19 protein-coding genes are annotated in these 16,980 nt (G+C 59.0%); 15 read left to right on the top strand and 4 right to left on the bottom strand.

Annotated elements, in window-relative coordinates; translation table 11 throughout:
• Nucleotides 1-41 precede the first annotated feature (41 nt).
• From guaB to HV786_RS05440, 12 genes are all read left to right on the top strand, one after another.
• A complete protein-coding gene (guaB, locus tag HV786_RS05500; protein ID WP_063952246.1) occupies nt 42-1,502 on the top strand; it encodes an IMP dehydrogenase in 1,461 nt (486 codons plus the stop codon).
• Between the two features lie 100 nt (nt 1,503-1,602).
• Nucleotides 1,603-3,195: a glutamine-hydrolyzing GMP synthase gene (gene guaA, locus HV786_RS05495; RefSeq protein WP_128828256.1), complete on the top strand. Its 1,593-nt coding sequence runs from the start codon at nt 1,603-1,605 to the stop codon at nt 3,193-3,195.
• Nucleotides 3,196-3,499: 304 nt separating this feature from the next.
• Complete coding sequence (locus tag HV786_RS05485; protein ID WP_000954590.1) at nt 3,500-4,702, top strand: tyrosine-type recombinase/integrase; 1,203 nt, start codon at nt 3,500-3,502, stop codon at nt 4,700-4,702.
• Between the two features lie 147 nt (nt 4,703-4,849).
• A complete protein-coding gene (locus HV786_RS05480) occupies nt 4,850-5,071 on the top strand; it encodes a helix-turn-helix transcriptional regulator (protein ID WP_001179606.1) in 222 nt (73 codons plus the stop codon).
• Nucleotides 5,072-5,075: 4 nt separating this feature from the next.
• Nucleotides 5,076-5,903, top strand: coding sequence for a helicase RepA family protein (locus HV786_RS05475; RefSeq protein WP_001162384.1), 828 nt, complete (start codon nt 5,076-5,078; stop codon nt 5,901-5,903).
• Nucleotides 5,890-6,771: a replication protein C, IncQ-type gene (repC, locus tag HV786_RS05470; RefSeq protein ID WP_000743064.1), complete on the top strand. Its 882-nt coding sequence runs from the start codon at nt 5,890-5,892 to the stop codon at nt 6,769-6,771. The genes HV786_RS05475 and repC overlap by 14 nt, the downstream gene beginning before the upstream one ends.
• A gap of 1,032 nt (nt 6,772-7,803) precedes the next feature.
• Nucleotides 7,804-7,992 (top strand): FitA-like ribbon-helix-helix domain-containing protein, encoded by a 189-nt coding sequence (locus tag HV786_RS05465; RefSeq protein WP_000024442.1) that lies wholly within the window; start codon nt 7,804-7,806, stop codon nt 7,990-7,992.
• Nucleotides 7,993-8,132: 140 nt separating this feature from the next.
• Nucleotides 8,133-8,912, top strand: coding sequence for a P-type conjugative transfer protein TrbJ (gene trbJ, locus HV786_RS05460; protein ID WP_000836966.1), 780 nt, complete (start codon nt 8,133-8,135; stop codon nt 8,910-8,912).
• A 12-nt stretch (nt 8,913-8,924) separates the two neighbouring features.
• Nucleotides 8,925-9,161, top strand: coding sequence for an entry exclusion lipoprotein TrbK (gene trbK, locus HV786_RS05455; RefSeq protein ID WP_000718002.1), 237 nt, complete (start codon nt 8,925-8,927; stop codon nt 9,159-9,161).
• A 10-nt stretch (nt 9,162-9,171) separates the two neighbouring features.
• A complete protein-coding gene (trbL, locus tag HV786_RS05450) occupies nt 9,172-10,599 on the top strand; it encodes a P-type conjugative transfer protein TrbL (protein ID WP_001405816.1) in 1,428 nt (475 codons plus the stop codon).
• Between the two features lie 4 nt (nt 10,600-10,603).
• Entirely contained in the window at nt 10,604-10,852 is a 249-nt protein-coding gene (locus HV786_RS05445; RefSeq protein ID WP_000213809.1) for a hypothetical protein, read from the top strand.
• A gap of 63 nt (nt 10,853-10,915) precedes the next feature.
• A complete protein-coding gene (locus tag HV786_RS05440) occupies nt 10,916-11,140 on the top strand; it encodes a type I toxin-antitoxin system ptaRNA1 family toxin (protein WP_000211355.1) in 225 nt (74 codons plus the stop codon).
• A gap of 354 nt (nt 11,141-11,494) precedes the next feature.
• Here HV786_RS05440 and arsB read toward each other — a convergent pair whose 3' ends face one another.
• Genes arsB through HV786_RS05415 form a run of 4 tightly spaced genes read right to left on the bottom strand, consistent with a single transcriptional unit; the run spans nt 11,495 to nt 14,158 of the window.
• Entirely contained in the window at nt 11,495-12,562 is a 1,068-nt protein-coding gene (arsB, locus tag HV786_RS05430) for an ACR3 family arsenite efflux transporter (RefSeq protein ID WP_001272375.1), read from the bottom strand.
• The gene (locus HV786_RS05425) at nt 12,559-13,065 is read right to left on the bottom strand and encodes an arsenate reductase ArsC (RefSeq protein WP_000140066.1); all 507 of its coding nucleotides are present in this window, start codon (nt 13,063-13,065) and stop codon (nt 12,559-12,561) included. The genes arsB and HV786_RS05425 overlap by 4 nt, the downstream gene beginning before the upstream one ends.
• Complete coding sequence (gene arsH, locus HV786_RS05420) at nt 13,062-13,829, bottom strand: arsenical resistance protein ArsH (RefSeq protein WP_001239389.1); 768 nt, start codon at nt 13,827-13,829, stop codon at nt 13,062-13,064. Before arsH ends, HV786_RS05425 begins: the two co-directional genes overlap by 4 nt.
• Nucleotides 13,826-14,158, bottom strand: a complete 333-nt coding sequence (locus tag HV786_RS05415) for an ArsR/SmtB family transcription factor (protein WP_000447876.1) — start codon at nt 14,156-14,158, stop codon at nt 13,826-13,828. The genes arsH and HV786_RS05415 overlap by 4 nt, the downstream gene beginning before the upstream one ends.
• Nucleotides 14,159-14,305: 147 nt before the next feature.
• On the opposite strand from HV786_RS05415, the gene HV786_RS05410 reads away from it, so the two are divergent.
• From HV786_RS05410 to HV786_RS05400, 3 genes are all read left to right on the top strand, one after another.
• Nucleotides 14,306-15,043 (top strand): recombinase family protein, encoded by a 738-nt coding sequence (locus HV786_RS05410; protein ID WP_001366550.1) that lies wholly within the window; start codon nt 14,306-14,308, stop codon nt 15,041-15,043.
• Nucleotides 15,040-15,264, top strand: coding sequence for a hypothetical protein (locus HV786_RS05405; RefSeq protein WP_000743213.1), 225 nt, complete (start codon nt 15,040-15,042; stop codon nt 15,262-15,264). Before HV786_RS05410 ends, HV786_RS05405 begins: the two co-directional genes overlap by 4 nt.
• Before the next feature lie 210 nt (nt 15,265-15,474).
• A complete protein-coding gene (locus HV786_RS05400; protein WP_001120888.1) occupies nt 15,475-16,968 on the top strand; it encodes an IS91-like element ISCR2 family transposase in 1,494 nt (497 codons plus the stop codon).
• Nucleotides 16,969-16,980 lie beyond the last annotated feature (12 nt).

The raw sequence follows: 16,980 nt of genomic DNA, 5'->3' as shown, positions 1-16,980 counted from the left end.
GGCTGGCGGCGTATAATCTTGCTTTGCGCCCGGAGTTACCCATGCGTCTCGTACAAAAAGCGCTCACCTTCGACGATGTGTTGTTGGTGCCTGCGTATTCCGAGGTGTTGCCGCGCGACACCTCCCTGGCCACGCGCCTGACTCGCAACATCAGCCTGAATATCCCCCTCGTGTCCGCCGCCATGGACACCGTCACCGAATCGCGTCTGGCCATCGCCATGGCGCAAGAGGGTGGCATCGGGATCATTCACAAGAATCTCTCCGCCGACGCCCAAGCGCGTGAAGTGGCTCGCGTCAAGCGCCACGAATTCGGCATCGTGATCGATCCGGTCACCGTCACCCCCCAGATGAAAGTGCGCGACGCCATTGCGTTGCAGCGCCAGCATGGCATCTCGGGCCTGCCGGTCGTCGAAGGCCGCAAGCTGGTCGGCATCGTCACCAACCGCGATCTGCGCTTCGAAGAAAACCTGGATCAGCCCCTGCGCAACATCATGACGCCGCAGGAACGCCTGGTCACCATGAAGGAAGGCGCCACGCTCGACGAAGCGCAGGCCCTGATGCACAAGCACCGTCTGGAACGCGTGCTGATCGTGAACGACGGCTTTGAACTGCGTGGCCTGGCCACCGTCAAGGACATCGTCAAGAACACCGAACACCCGATGGCCAGCAAGGACGGCCAAGGCCAGCTGCGCGTTGGCGCGGCCGTGGGCGTGGGCGGCAACACCGAAGAACGCGTGGAAAAGCTGGTCGCCGCCGGCGTCGACGTCCTGATCGTCGACACCGCGCACGGCCACTCCAAGGGCGTGCTCGAAGGCGTGCGCTGGGTCAAGCAGAACTACCCCAAGGTTGAAGTCATCGGCGGCAACATCGCCACCGCAGCCGCCGCGCGCGCACTGGTCGAATACGGCGCCGACGGCGTCAAGGTCGGCATCGGCCCCGGCTCCATCTGCACCACGCGTATCGTGGCCGGTGTTGGCGTGCCGCAAATCCATGCCATCTCGCAAGTCGCCAAGGCGCTGGAAGGCACGGGCGTTCCGCTCATCGCCGACGGCGGCATCCGCTACTCGGGCGACGTCGCCAAGGCGCTGGCCGCCGGCGCGTTCTCGTGCATGATGGGCGGCATGTTCGCCGGCACCGAAGAAGCCCCCGGCGAAGTCGTGCTGTTCCAAGGCCGGTCGTACAAGTCGTACCGCGGCATGGGCAGCCTGGGCGCCATGACGGAAGGCTCGGCCGACCGCTACTTCCAGGACCCGGCCAACAACGCCGACAAGCTGGTCCCCGAAGGCATCGAAGGCCGCGTGCCCTACAAGGGCAGCGTGCTCGCCATCATTTACCAACTGGTCGGCGGCATCCGCGCCTCCATGGGCTACTGCGGCGCCGCCACCATCGACGACATGCGCACCAAGGCCGAGTTCGTGGAGATCACCTCCGCGGGCGTTCGCGAGTCCCACGTGCACGACGTGCAGATCACCAAGGAAGCGCCCAACTACCGCGCCGACTGATCCGCACAGTCAACTACAATGTCATGCATCACGCACCGGCAGAACCGCAACGATCAGCGGGTCTGCCGGTGCGGTTTTATTTCCAACGGGTAGAGTCTCCATGCACCAGCGCATTCTTATCCTCGACTACGGTTCGCAAGTCACGCAGCTGATCGCCCGCCGCGTCCGCGAGGCCGGCGTCTATTCCGAAGTCCACCCTGGCGACGTCGATGACGCCTTCGTGCGCGATCAGATGGCGCAGGGTCTGAAGGGCATCATCCTGTCCGGCAGCCACGCTTCGGCCTACGAAGAGGGCTCCATGCGCGTCCCGCACGCCGTGTTCGAGCTGGGCGTGCCCGTGCTGGGCATCTGCTACGGCATGCAGTCCATGGCGCAGCAACTGGGCGGCGTGGTCAGCTTCTCTGACCACCGCGAATTCGGCTACGCCGAGGTCCGCGCCCACGGCCACACCAAGCTGCTGGAGGGCCTGGAAGACTTCAGCACACCTGAAGGCCACGGCATGCTCAAGGTCTGGATGAGCCACGGCGACAAGGTCACCGAGCTGCCCCCGGGCTTCAAGCTGATGGCGTCCACGCCGTCCTGCCCGATCGCCGGCATGGCCGACGAAGACCGCCGCTTCTACGCCGTCCAGTTCCACCCCGAAGTCACGCACACCGTTCAAGGCAAGGCCATGCTGGCCCGCTTCGTGAACGAGATCTGCGAGTGCTCGGGCGACTGGAACATGCCCGACTACGTGTCGGAGGCCGTCGCCCGCATCCGCGAGCAAGTCGGCACCGACGAAGTCATCCTCGGCCTGTCCGGCGGCGTGGATTCCTCGGTTGCCGCCGCGTTGATCCACAAGGCCATCGGCGACCAGCTCACCTGCGTCTTCGTCGACCACGGCCTCTTGCGCCTGGACGAAGGCAAGCAGGTCATGCAGACCTTCGCCGAAAACATGGGCGTGAAGATCATTCACGTCGACGCCACCGCGCAATTCATGGGCAAGCTGGCCGGCGTTGCCGACCCCGAAGCCAAGCGCAAGATCATCGGCCGCGAATTCGTCGAAGTCTTCCAGGAACAAGCCGGCAAGCAAAAGAGCGCCAAGTGGCTGGCCCAGGGCACGATCTACCCCGACGTCATCGAATCCGCCGGCGCCAAGACGGGCAAGGCCACCTCCATCAAGTCGCACCACAACGTGGGCGGCCTGCCGGACACGCTGAACCTGCAACTGCTGGAACCCCTGCGCGAACTCTTCAAGGACGAAGTCCGCGAACTGGGCGTGGCACTGGGCCTGCCGCCGCAGATGGTCTACCGCCACCCGTTCCCCGGTCCGGGCCTCGGCGTGCGCATCCTGGGCGAAGTGAAGCATGAATATGCCGAACTGCTGCGCCGTGCCGACGCGATCTTCATCGAAGAGCTGCGCAACACCAAGGACGAGGCCAGCGGCCTGACCTGGTACGAACTGACCTCGCAAGCGTTTGCCGTGTTCCTGCCGGTGAAGTCGGTGGGCGTCATGGGCGATGGCCGCACGTATGAGTACGTGGTTGCGCTGCGCGCCGTGCAGACGTTTGACTTCATGACCGCTGATTGGGCGCCGCTGCCGCATCCGTTGTTGGCTCGCGTTTCGTCGCGGATCATCAATGAAGTGCGCGGGATCAATCGGGTGGTGTACGACGTGTCGAGCAAGCCGCCGGCGACGATTGAGTGGGAATGATTCCGCGTCTGGCACAGCCAGGCACCTGATGGCATGAAATGCCGCTAAGCCCGCGTAATTGCGGGCTTTTTTTTGTTTGTGTTTGGCACGATCTGGCAACGGGAGGAAGCGCCAAGCACCGTTTGAGCATGGCATTAAAGCTGGTATTATGGTTTGGCGATGCCATGATTGATGCCGATACCATGCTGCGTTCTTTTGTGTGTTCATGGTATTAATATTCTATAAGTTACTGTTTCGTAAGAAAAAATACGATAAATTCGAGATTTTTTCAGCATGGTATCGGAGACGAAGAAGGACAAGGTACATGCTGACCGATACCAAGCTGCGCAATCTCAAGCCCAGGGACAAACTCTACAAAGTGAATGACCGGGAAGGTCTCTATGTGGCAGTGACTCCAGCCGGCTCCATCTCGTTCCGTTACAACTACTCAATCAACGGTCGGCAGGAGACCATCACCTTTGGGCGTTATGGTGTCGGTGGCATCACCCTGGCCGAAGCCCGCGAGCTGTTGGGTGACGCCAAGAAGATGGTTGCGGCGGGCAAGTCGCCGGCCAAGGAGAAAGCCCGAGACAAGGCGCGGGTGAAAGATGCAGAGACGTTCGGTGCCTGGGCGGAGAAGTGGCTGCGTGGCTACCAGATGGCCGACTCCACCCGCGATATGCGCCGCTCGGTTTATGAGCGTGAGCTGAAGCCGAAATTCAGCAATCAGAAGCTGGTGGAGATCACCCACGAAGACTTGCGGGCGCTGGCTGATGCCATTGTTGAGCGAGGCGCACCGGCCACCGCCGTTCATGTGCGTGAAATCGTGTTGCAGGTATTTCGCTGGGCCATCGAGCGTGGGCAGAAGGTCGAAAACCCGGCAGAACTGGTGCGCCCAACAAGCATCGCTCGATTCGAGCCACGTGACCGAGCGTTGACGCCAGAAGAAATTGGGCTGATGTACCAGTACATGGAGCGAGTGGGCACAAGCCCAACAAACCGTGCGGCGGCCAAGCTGTTATTGCTGACGATGGTGCGCAAGAGCGAGCTGACCAATGCGACCTGGAGCGAGATCAATTTCAGCGAAGCGTTGTGGACGATTCCAAAGGAGCGGATGAAACGCCGTAACCCGCACCTGGTATTTCTGTCCCAGCAGGCTCTGGATATTTTCATTGCCATGAAAACCTTTGCCGGTGGTTCCGACTTCGTTTTGCCATCACGGTACGACTCGGATGCGCCGATGAGCGCTGCCACACTTAACCAGGTGCTGACGCTGACTTACAAGGCGGCGCAGAAAGATGGGAAGTCACTTACCAAGTTCGGACCGCATGATTTGCGGCGCACAGCCAGCACGCTGTTGCATGAGGCCGGCTACAACACCGACTGGATCGAGAAGTGCCTGGCGCACGAGCAGAAGGGCGTGAGGGCTGTCTACAACAAGGCTGAGTACCGCGAGCAGCGGGCGGCGATGTTGCAGGATTGGGCCGATATGATTGATGAGTGGACTTCGGGAGGCAGTAAGGGTTGATGTTTTTGCTATCTTTGATAGCATTGAAGTTGATGCCGTGAATTTATAAATAAGGCCGCCATTGGCATCGGGCAGGTCAATTACCGATTAGCTGCTTCGCGCAGCTACTCGATGAATAGCAACTATTCATTTGAGAGGTATTGACCCATGCAAAATATAAAGACCCTCATCAACAGGAAGAAGCTCCTGGAGATGATCCCGCTTTCGACACGAACAATTTATAACCTGGAGCAGCGAGGGGATTTTCCACGCCGTATCGCGTTAACCAGTAGAAATGTCGCCTGGGATTTGTCAGAGGTCGAAGAGTGGATTGAGGCACGTAAATCATCGGGTGATCAAGCTGCGCGACCTGGCCCTATAGAGGGCTAGTTATATGGCTCTTGATCTTATGGCGGCTTTCACGGAATTGCCGCCACCCATTGATTATGTTCTGCCTAATATGGTTGCTGGCACTGTTGGTGCTCTTGTGTCGCCTGGTGGGGCTGGTAAATCCATGTTGGCCCTTCAATTGGCTGCACAGATTGCAGGCGGGCCTGATTTACTTGAAATAGGCGAGTTTCCCACCGGGCAAGTGGTCTATCTGCCTGCTGAAGATCCACCGGCCGCTATTCACCATCGTCTGCACGCCCTTGGGGCACACCTCAGCGCAGCGGAACGGCAAGCCGTGGCTGATGGTTTGCTCATTGAACCCTTGATCGGTAAATGCCCAAACATCATGGCTGCTAGCTGGTTCGATGCTCTCAAACGAGCCGCTGAAGGTCGTCGCTTGATGATCTTGGACACTTTGCGGCGCTTCCACATTGAGGAGGAGAACGCTAGCGGGCCGATGGCGCAGGTTGTTGGGCACATGGAGGCCATAGCCGCTGATACAGGCTGCTCCATTGTGTTTCTGCACCACGCGAGTAAAAGCGCAGCCATGATGGGGTCGGGCGATCAACAGCAGGCCAGTCGTGGATCGTCCGTACTGGTTGATAACATCCGTTGGCAATCGTACCTATCCGGCATGACGCAAGGCGAGGCCGAGATACTGGGGGTCGATGATTGTCAGCGTGGGTATTTTGTCCGCTTTGGCGTCAGCAAGGCCAACTATGGCGCACCTTTTCAAGAACTCTGGTTTAGACGGCACGACGGCGGCGTGTTGAAGCCTGCTGTACTGGAGCGGCAGTGCAAGGTGAAAAGGAGACAGCGTGAAGAAGCCTAAGCATGACCTGACCCACGTCCGACATGATCCCGCGCACTGTTTGGCACCTGGCCTGTTCCGCAGCCTCAAGCGTGGCGATCGCAAACGCTGCAAGCTGGACGTGACCTACACCTTTGGCGAGGACGAATCCATGCGTTTCGTCGGATTCGAACCTCTCGGGGCCGATGATATGCGTCTTTTGCAAGGCATCGTGGCCCTTGGCGGCCCGAACGGCATCTTGCTAACCCCGGAACCGACCAGTGAGACGGGGCGACAGCTACGGCTATTCCTTGAACCCCGTTTCGAAGCCATTGAGCAAGACGGCTTGGTGGTTCGTGAGAGCCTGACCAAACTGCTCTCAGAAACGGGCATGACGGATAGCGGCGACAACATCAAGGCGCTCAAAGCCAGCCTGCTGCGCATGTCGAACGTCACCATCCTTGTGACGAAGGGACGGCGGCAAGCCGCGTTCCACCTGATGAGTCATGCTTTTGACGAGACGGACGGCAGGCTATGGGTTGCCCTGAATCCGCGTATTGCCGAAGCGATCCTGGGGCATCGTCCATATGCCCGTATCGACATGGCGGAAGTGCGGGTGCTACAGACTGATCCGGCACGGCTGATGCACCAACGGCTATGCGGCTGGATCGACCCCGGCAAATCCGGGCGCGTGGAACTGGACACGCTTTGCGGCTATGTCTGGCCAGATGAAGCCAATGCCGAAGCTATGAAAAAACGCCGTCAGACTGCCCGGAAGGCACTGGCCGAACTTGCCGCCGTGGGTTGGGTAGTGAACGAATACGCCAAGGGAAAATGGGAGATCAAGAGGCCTGGCCCCACGGCAACTGCACCCGTTTACCGTCGTAACGTTCCCTTGTTACCGTCGTAACGCTCCCCTTCTGCCGTCGTAACGTTCCCCGTCCCAATTTGGAAAACCCAGACGGTGCGCTGCTTTGCGGGCAGTTTGGGAAATCCATCCAAGATTATCTAAAGATAATCCATCATGCGCGGTGCAGCTCGCGCCTTGAGGGCGCGTTCTGACCTTGCCAATAAAGCCCTGGCGGGCTTTATCAATCGGCCATAGGCCGATGGTTTAACGCCAAGAAGAGAAGGCGGCTTCAGTGGCCGCTGAAACGCCTTGTGAGAGGGGAAAACAACCCGGAGTCCCTTATTCCATGAGCTGAAGCAGAATCTGCGTCTAACGGTGCTGGAGGGCCGCTGTGTGCACTTGTAGTTATCTGTACTGAAACCTTGGCTCGAAACGTGAAATGGCTAAGCAGTGCCCATTCGTTCGGTAAGAATAATAAGAAGATTATTATTCTTATTATTACCAAGCAGGAATGAGCCGTGTGTGTTGGACGCCCATAACCAGTAACCTGCGTGAAGGTGTCAACATCAGGAAAGGTTGCCCCTCAAGTATCAATACGTCGCCTTAGTGGTATGACGGGAGGGGAGGCAAATTTCTTGTGTTCATTGACACTTGAGGGGCGGGTTATGCCCTTCTTTTTTGGCGTCCAACTCGCCCCATCGGGGCGAATGGTTTGTGTCGATTGTTGGCATTTTAGGTTCCGATTTAAAGCCGATTGAGCAGCGATTTTGAAGCGACTATGTCGATTGCAGGCCGATTTGGTGACGATTACGGTTATGTTGCCAAGAATCGGTGTTTGTTTGACGATAAAACGCTTTACGTTCGATATGCGCTAGATTTTCAATAGTGGGTGAAATGCGGGCAGGATGGGTGAAGTTAGCTAACCGGCAAGCCGGTTATCTATCTTCACTGTCCCTTATTCGCGCCGGGGGCACTCAACGGGAATCCTGCCCTGCGGGGCTGATCGGCTACCGCCGGTTGCAAGAGTATAGGTCTTGCTATTTTTAATATCTTTGATAGCATGGTTGTCGGGTACACCAAAAGGGTATTGATATGGCAAATGTGCTTATCAGGAATTTACCCGCCGAGGTGCACCGTGCGTTGAAAGTTCGAGCAGCGCTCAACGATAGGAGCACCGACGCGGAAATACGCGAAATACTGACGGCGGCAGTACAGCCGCTAGAGCTTGAAGAGATTGGCCGGGAAGTTGGCTTGTCCGAAAGCGATAAAAAAACAGAGTAGTTTTACGTTTGTAAGTCCGGGCCTCAGCGCCAAGGGCAATACCGATCAGCTAGTGGCGTAGCTCTTCGATGAAACGTTGCCGAGAACAAGCACAACGCTTGGTCAAGGCAATGCCTTCTTTTCATCGACGGAGTACGACCATGAAGTCCAAAATTTTAGCGGCTAAAAAAACCGCTCTAGCCGTTGCACTCGCAACCGGCTTTATCACCACTACCACCGCCCCTGTGCAAGCTGGTATCCCCGTCATCGACGGCGGCAACCTGGCCCAGAACATCATGACGGCCATCGAGTCGGTGGCGCAGACGCTCAAGCAGATTGAGCAGTACCAGACCCAGTTGCAGCAGTACGAAAATCAGCTCCAGAACACGATGGCCCCAGCCGCGTATATCTGGGATCAGGCGCAGACTACGATCAACCGGCTGATTGCCGCGCAAAACACGCTGGCCTATTACGAGAACCAGCTAGGCAGCCTGGATCGTTACCTGGCCAAGTTTCAGGACGTGGCCTATTACCGCAGCTCGCCATGCTTCAACGGCAGCGGCGGATGCACGCCGGCCGAAAAGGCAGCGATGGAAGAGAACCGCCGCCTGGCGTCAGAGTCGCAAAAGAAGGCCAACGATGCCCTGTTCCAGACCGTTGCCGACCAGCAAAAGGCTTTGAAGGATGACGCCCGTACCCTGGAGCGGCTGCAAGGCGCGGCCCAGGGTGCAACTGGCCAGCTACAGGCCATCGGCTACGCCAACCAGCTCGCCAGCCAGCAGGCCAATCAGCTCTTGCAGATTCGCACCATGTTGACCGCCCAACACAACGCGGAGGCAGCCCGGATTGCAGCAGAACTCGATGCCGAGGCGCGAGGTGATGCCAGGGCCGAGCAAATGCGTACCTGGACGTTTCGCCCGAGTCCGGCAGACAACTACTAGGGAGGCGGTGAGATGAAAAAAATCTTTTTTACTACCGCGGCTACGTTGCTGTTGTTGGCTGGATGTGAACAGGAAAGGATGCCCGAACCAAATGCGGCGACGTGTGCCCCCGATGCGTTCCAGGCAGCACTGAATGAAATGCGCAGCGAAGCGAACCGAGAGGCCTTTACCGAGGAATGCAGAGCATTCCAGAAGGCCAAGCAGATGCGTCAGTGGGAGTTCAAGCCCAGCCCTAAAGATGATTATTGAGGTGGTCGCCATGAGAAAGAAAATTGCTCTAGGTGGCTTGATGATGGTCGCCACAATGGTGCTGGCTGAACCTGCAATGGCGCAGGAGCTAAGTAGCAGCGGTGTTATGAATGATGTGCTCAAGCGTTTTCATGATGCTGCCGCAACATGGGGGCCAGCTATTGAGTCCGCTGCATCGCGTTTGTTCTGGACGCTGGTTGTGATTTCGATGGTCTGGACATTCGGCATGATGGCTTTGCGCAAGGCCGACATTGGCGAGTTCTTCGCGGAGTTCGTTCGCTTCACGATCTTCACCGGCTTTTTCTGGTGGTTGCTGACGAATGCGAACCAGGGCATGAATATCGCCGGTACGATTGTTCAGTCATTGCAAACTCTGGGCGCGCAGGCGGGGGGACTTTCCAATAGCAATCTTGGGCCCTCCAGCATCCTTGATCTTGGTTTCGAGTTATACAACCGCACAGTACAGGCCACCTCGGAGCTGGGATGGCGGCAGATGGCAACTGCTCTGGTCATGGAGCTAATGGCCCTGGCTGTTTTGTTTGTCCTGGCGTTGATTGCGGTCAACCTGTTGCTGTTGCTCGCATCAGCCTGGATTCTGTTGTATGCCGGTGTGTTCTTCCTTGGCTTTGGTGGAAGTCGTTGGACTTCCGACATGGCGATCAATTACTACAAGACCGTGCTGGGCCTGGCCGCACAGCTTATGGCAATGGTGCTTCTGGTTGCGATTGGCAAAGAGTTCATCAATCACTACTACACGCAAATCAGCGAGAACATGGCATCCCAGGAACTGGCCGTGATGTTGGTTATATCGGTCATCTTGCTTTTCTTGGTCAACAAAGTTCCGCCGATGATTTCTGGTCTTGTGTCTGGTGGTGGTATTGGCGCAGCCGGTGGAATTGGAAACTTCGGTGCGGGTGCGGCAGTTGGGGCGGCGGTGACGGCGGCCAGTATGGCAACTGGCGGCGCTGCCCTGGCAGGTAAAGCGGTTATGGGTGCCGCAGCCGGTGCAGCCGGAGGTGCAAGTGCACTCCAAGCGGCTTTTCAGAAAGCATCAGCGAGTATGGAAACCGGCGGTGACATGTCCAGCATGGGGTCAGTTGTCAGCAGTGGCGGAAACGGTGGTGGTGAAGCGGGTACTGCTGGCAGTAGCCCATTCGCCCAAGCGGCTGGCTTTGGTGACAGCGGCAGTAGCTCAAGCGGTGGCGGCTTTGCCAAGGCCGCGAAGCTGGCCACAGGCACGGCCTCCGAGTTAGCCAAGGGTGTCGGCTCTCAAGTGAAGCAGGGATTCCAGGAGCGAGTGAGCGAAACCACAGGCGGAAAACTGGCTGCTTCGATACGCGAAAGCATGGAGCCGAAAGAAGCAAGCCAATCTGGCCAGTTCGAGGGCAATAGCTTGGGCGCCGATTCTGGCCCAGATAGTAACGAAGTCAGGAGTTAGCACGATGACGACATCAACATACATGGCCGCATTGGCGGCCCTGGATGAAGCGCCAAGGGAAGAAGTCAGCCAGGTATTTATTTCGCCGCTGGGTGATCAATCGACCGAGGTCGATGCAGAGACAGAAACAGCCGCTTTTGTATCACGGCCAGACCCTATGAGAGAGAGCGAAACTAAGCCGATAAGTATTGAGGTTAATGGCGGCAGGAATGAGCGGTCAGCATTCGCGGAGGCGGCGGGGCTGTACCTGTAGGCGCACCGGGCTGGCCACAACCAGCCCGGCACTTTCAATCAACACCTACTGGAGAGGTGAATTATGACAACACAACATATTATCGAACCAGGGCAAGCAGTGCATCAAGCAGCGGCTATTCTTTCTTCTTTGGAGTACATCAACCAAGCGGAAGCGCGGAGCCTTGGGCCATTGGCCGAAGCCGTCGCTAATGCTTTTATGGTGGTGTACTACCAAGCTGAAACGGGCCGGGCGACACAGGCTGATTTTCAAGAAGCAATGAACGCCTTGCGCCAAGCGTGCAGCTAATGACGAAAGGGCGGCCACTCGAACTGGCCGCCTTTTTCAATCTTCACTGTTTGGCCATTCCCGACCCACAGACGGCGCATCCATCCATTCGCGTTCCTCCGGCGGCAGCGGGTAAGCCCCGGATGCTTCCGCGTCGGCCAGTAGTTCGGCCAGTGTGTAGCGCACCCGACCAGTGGAAACGGCGCGGGCCGGGTCGGCCTTCTCATGCAGCCTGTTCTCTAGGTTCTTTGGGTCTGTCATCGGGCGACCTCAGCAAGCATGGATACTAGGTGTTCCAGGTCAGTGATCGAATGCGCCAGGAAGCGGCCGGCGCGGCAATCTGCAATCATTTCCTCAGTTTTTTCCTACTCATGTTCAACCTCGTTCGTACCAGCTCTTCGAGCGATTCACCACGCGCACGACCAGCAGCATCACCGGCACTTCGACCAGGACGCCGACCACGGTTGCCAATGCAGCGCCGGAGTGCAGACCGAACAAGCTGATGGCGGCCGCCACGGCCAGCTCGAAGAAGTTGCTGGCACCGATCAGGGCCGAAGGACAGGCGACAGAGTGCTTTTCCCCCGCCCGCTTGTTCAGCCAGTAGGCTAACCCGGAATTGAAGAACACTTGAATCAAGATCGGCACGGCTAGCATGGCGATCACTAACGGCTGCCGGATGATGGCCTCGCCCTGGAAGGCGAACAGTAGAACCAACGTCAGCAGCAGCGCGGCCATCGACCACGGCCCGATCTTCTGCATGGCCCGTTCAAAGGCGGCCTGTCCTTGCTTGAGCAGATGCCGCCGCAAGAGCTGCGCCAGGATCACCGGCACGATGATGTAGAGCACGACCGAAATCAGCAGCGTGTCCCAAGGCACCGAGATCGAGGACATGCCCAGCAGCAGGCCGACGATGGGCGCGAAGGCCACGATCATGATGGCGTCGTTCAGAGCCACTTGCGAGAGCGTGAAAAGCGGGTCGCCGTTGGTAAGGCGGCTCCACACGAACACCATTGCCGTGCAGGGCGCGGCGGCCAGCAAGATCAAGCCCGCGATGTAGCTGTCCAGTTGATCGGCCGGCAGGAACGGAGCGAACACTTGTCGGATGAACAGCCACCCCAGCAGGGCCATCGAGAATGGCTTGACGGCCCAATTCACGAACAGCGTGACGCCGATGCCGCGCCAATGCTCTTTGACCTGGTGCAGCGCCCCGAAGTCGATCTTGACCAGCATCGGGACGATCATTACCCAAATCAGCAGGCCCACCGGCAAATTGACCTGGGCCACTTCCATGCGGCCTATGGCCTGGAACACGTCAGGAAGGCCCTGGCCGAGCGCAACACCGGCGACGATGCACAGGGCCACCCACAGCGTCAGGTAACGCTCGAAGCCGCTCATCGGGGCCTGGCGCGGCTTCGCGGCGATGGCCTGTGCGCCGGCGCTCATGCTTCCTGCTCGGTCTTGCCGATGTTCGCCAGCTCGCGCTTGATGGCCGTCTGGTCAAGCATTTTGAGAGGCAGATTCACGAACAGGCGGACGCGGTTCATCATGTGCCGGAAGGTTTGTTCGAAGGCCCGGCGCTTCTCGGCGTCAGTGCCTTCGACGGCGGCCGGGTCTTCAAATCCCCAATGCGCCGAGATCGGCTGACCAGGCCACACCGGACACATTTCGCCGGCGGCGTTGTCGCAGACGGTGATGATGAAGTCCATCTTCGGTGCGTCGGGCGTGGCGTACTCGTCCCAGCTCTTGCTGCGCAGATTCTCGGTCGGGTAATTCACCGACTCCACCTTTTCGACGGCGAAGGGATTGACCTTGCCGGTTGGGTGACTGCCGGCGCTGTAGGCGCGGAAGCGCCCTTGCCCCATCGTGTTGATGAGAGCTTCGGCCATGATGCTGCGCGCCGAATTGCCGGTGCAGAGGATGAGGACGTTATAGATTCTTTCGGTCATGATGTTTCGCTTTCTGGTAGTGGCTGGGGAGCAATGGCGATGGATGAAAGATCGGTGGCCTCGTCGATGACGTGGCCGGCCGCTTTCCGTTCGGAATAGCGGTCTGTCAGTGCTTCACGGTGCGGCCGTACCAGCGCCGTGAAGCGCACCAGTTCTTCCATCACATCGGCTATTCGGTCGTAGTACGGCGAGGGCTTCATGCGGCCCGCCGCGTCGAACTCTTGGAACGCTTTGGCGATACTCGACTGGTTCGGAATGGTGAACATTCGCATCCAGCGGCCGAGCAGACGCAAGGTGTTCACGGCGTTGAAGCTCTGCGAGCCGCCGGATACCTGCATCACGGCCAGGGTGCGGCCTTGGGTCGGCCGGATGCCGGCCATTTCAAGCGGCAGATGGTCAATCTGCGCCTTCATGACACTGGTAATCTGACCGTGGCGTTCCGGGCTGCACCAGACTTGTCCCTCTGACCACTCGGACAGGGCGCGCAGCTCCTTGACGGCCGGGTGATCGTCGCTTTGCACTTGATCGGGCAACGGCAAATCGGACGGGTCGAAGATGCGTGTTTCTGCGCCAAAGAATTGCAGCAGCCGGGCCGCTTCCTCGACGGCCAGCCGTGAGAACGAGCGGGCGCGCAGCGAGCCATACAGCAGCAGGATACGCACCGGCGGGGCGTCGGGTGCCAGCCCGAGCGCCGGGCGCTCGATGGCAAAGGATTTGTCCAAAGCGGGCAAAGAATCGGGGTCGGAAAGATGGCGAAGTCTCATGCCAACACCTTCCCGGCTTCCGTGGTGCAAGACAGGTTGCACACCTGGCCGCCGCAGCAGTTTTCCGTGAGAAAGGCCACCAGGTTAGTGGCCGTCGAAAAGTTCGCCTCGTAGATCACAAATCGGCCTTCTTGCCGCGACGTGACCATGCCGGCGTGTGCCAGCTCTTTCAGGTGGAAGGATAGCGAAGACGGCGGGATGCCGGCCGCTTCGCTGATTTTTCCGGCGGCCATGCCGGCGGGGCCGGCCTGGACGAGAAGCCGGAACACCGCGAGGCGCGATTCTTGAGCGATGGCCGCCAGGGCGGCTACAGCATTTATCGTTTCCATGTTTCAATAATAGTCGAAATATGGAGTGTGCTCAATAGCTCATTTAAGCTGTAAAAATGAGCTAGGCGCATTTAGATCGATATGTGATAAATTGGCCTGCCAGTTTAAGATGGGTGCATTTGAGTATGCCCAAAGGAGCCCGCAAGTATGCGCAGGACGAAGCCAGTAGCCGCGCCGATGGTGGCGCGGGTCTATCTGCGCGTCAGCACCGACGCGCAGGACTTGGAACGCCAAGAGGCGATCACTACGGCCGCGAAGGCCGCCGGCTACTACGTCGCCGGCATCTACCGTGAGAAGGCATCCGGCGCACGCGCCGACCGGCCTGAGCTGCTGCGCATGATCGGCGACCTACAGCCCGGCGAGGTGGTCATTGCCGAGAAGATCGACCGCATCAGCCGCCTACCTTTGCCCGAGGCCGAGCGCCTGGTGGCCTCGATACAGGCCAAAGGCGCACGCCTGGCCGTCCCTGGCGTGGTCGATCTATCCGACCTGGCGGCCGAGGCCCAGGGCGTCGCCAAGATCGTGCTGGAAGCCGTGCAGATCATGCTTTTTCGCCTGGCCTTGCAGATGGCCCGCGACGACTACGAGGACAGGCGCGAACGCCAGCGCCAAGGCATTGAGTTGGCCCGCCAGGCCGGGCGGTACAAGGGCCGCCGTGCTGATCCGAAGCGCCGCGCCCAAGTTGTCGCGCTGCGCAAGTCCGGCTACAGCATCAACAAGACCGCCGAGCTGGCCGGGTACAGTGCGGCCCAGGTGAAACGGATATGGGCCGAGGTCAGCCAGGCCGAAGCGAAGCAGCACGGCGCGTTCGTGGAGGACGCATTGACGGAAGCCGATGCCCTGGCCGCTGTCGGCCAGGATGAGCGCCAGGAGGAAAGGGCATGAAGAAGCCGAACCAAGACGACGAGCCGTTTTTCATCACCGAGGAGATTGCGGCCGAAATGATCGCCGGCGGCTATGAGTTCGAGCTGCCGCCCATTCCTTGCACCATCCGCCTACGCGACGTGCTGGAGCGCATGACCGATGCTGAGCTAGCATTGCAGCCGGGCGAGATCGCCGACCAGGAGCGTGAACGCTGCCGGCGCAAGCCGTGTTCAACCTCATGATCTGGTCATGGTATTTTTCATGGCACTGAGCCTGATAGTTCTTGCAAATTGTTGTCACTAAAGGGTTTTGTGTGCTTGTTTACAATCGAGTGGGAGTGACGGGCACTGGCTGGCAATGTCTAGCAACGGCAGGCATTTCGGCTGAGGGTAAAAGAACTTTCCGCTAAGCGATAGACTGTATGTAAACACAGTATTGCAAGGACGCGGAACATGCCTCATGTGGCGGCCAGGACGGCCAGCCGGGATCGGGATACTGGTCGTTACCAGAGCCACCGACCCGAGCAAACCCTTCTCTATCAGATCGTTGACGAGTATTACCCGGCATTCGCTGCGCTTATGGCAGAGCAGGGAAAGGAATTGCCGGGCTATGTGCAACGGGAATTTGAAGAATTTCTCCAATGCGGGCGGCTGGAGCATGGCTTTCTACGGGTTCGCTGCGAGTCTTGCCACGCCGAGCACCTGGTCGCTTTCAGCTGTAAGCGTCGCGGTTTCTGCCCGAGCTGTGGGGCGCGGCGGATGGCCGAAAGTGCCGCCTTGCTGGTTGATGAAGTACTGCCTGAACAACCCATGCGTCAGTGGGTGTTGAGCTTCCCGTTTCAGCTGCGTTTCCTGTTTGCCAGCCGGCCCGAGATCATGGGGTGGGTGCTGGGCATCGTTTACCGCGTCATTGCCACGCACCTGGTCAAGAAAGCGGGCCATACCCACCAAGTGGCCAAGACGGGCGCGGTCACCCTGATCCAGCGTTTTGGATCGGCGCTCAATCTGAATGTTCACTTCCACATGCTGTTTCTCGACGGTGTGTATGTCGAGCAATCCCACGGCTCAGCGCGTTTCCGCTGGGTCAAGGCGCCGACCAGCCCAGAGCTCACCCAGCTGACGCACACCATCGCCCACCGGGTGGGTCGCTATCTGGAACGGCAAGGCCTGCTGGAACGGGATGTCGAAAACAGCTATCTGGCCTCGGATGCGGTGGATGACGACCCGATGACACCCCTGCTGGGGCACTCGATCACTTACCGTATCGCTGTCGGTTCACAGGCGGGGCGAAAGGTGTTCACTTTGCAAACTCTGCCGACCAGTGGTGATCCGTTCGGTGACGGGATTGGCAAGGTAGCCGGGTCCAGCCTGCACGCCGGCGTGGCGGCCAGGGCCGATGAACGCAAGAAGCTCGAACGGCTGTGCCGGTACATCAGCCGCCCGGCGGTATCCGAGAAGCGGCTGTCGTTAACACGAGGCGGCAACGTGCGCTACCAGCTCAAGACGCCGTACCGGGACGGCACCACGCACGTCATTTTCGAACCATTGGATTTCATTGCAAGGCTGGCCGCCCTGGTACCGAAGCCCAGAGTCAACCTAACCCGCTTCCACGGGGTGTTCGCACCCAACAGTCGGCACCGGGCGTTGGTCACGCCGGCAAAACGGGGCAGGGGCAACAAGGTCAGGGTGGCTGATGAACCGGCAACACCAGCACAACGGCGAGCGTCGATGACATGGGCGCAACGGCTCAAGCGTGTTTTCAATATCGACATCGAGACCTGCAGCGGCTGCGGCGGCGCCATGAAAGTCATCGCCTGCATTGAAGACCCTATAGTGATCAAGCAGATCCTTGATCACCTGAAGCACAAAGCCGAAACCAGCGGGACCAGGGCGTTACCCGAAAGCCGGGCGCCACCGGCTGAGCTGCTCCTGGGTCTGTTTGACTGACGAGCCTGAAGG

This window comes from Achromobacter mucicolens, assembly GCF_902859725.1.
Lineage (GTDB): Bacteria > Pseudomonadota > Gammaproteobacteria > Burkholderiales > Burkholderiaceae_B > Achromobacter > Achromobacter mucicolens.
The sequence above is the reverse complement of the archived record's forward strand: the minus strand, read 5'-3'. Positions and strand labels throughout refer to the sequence as shown.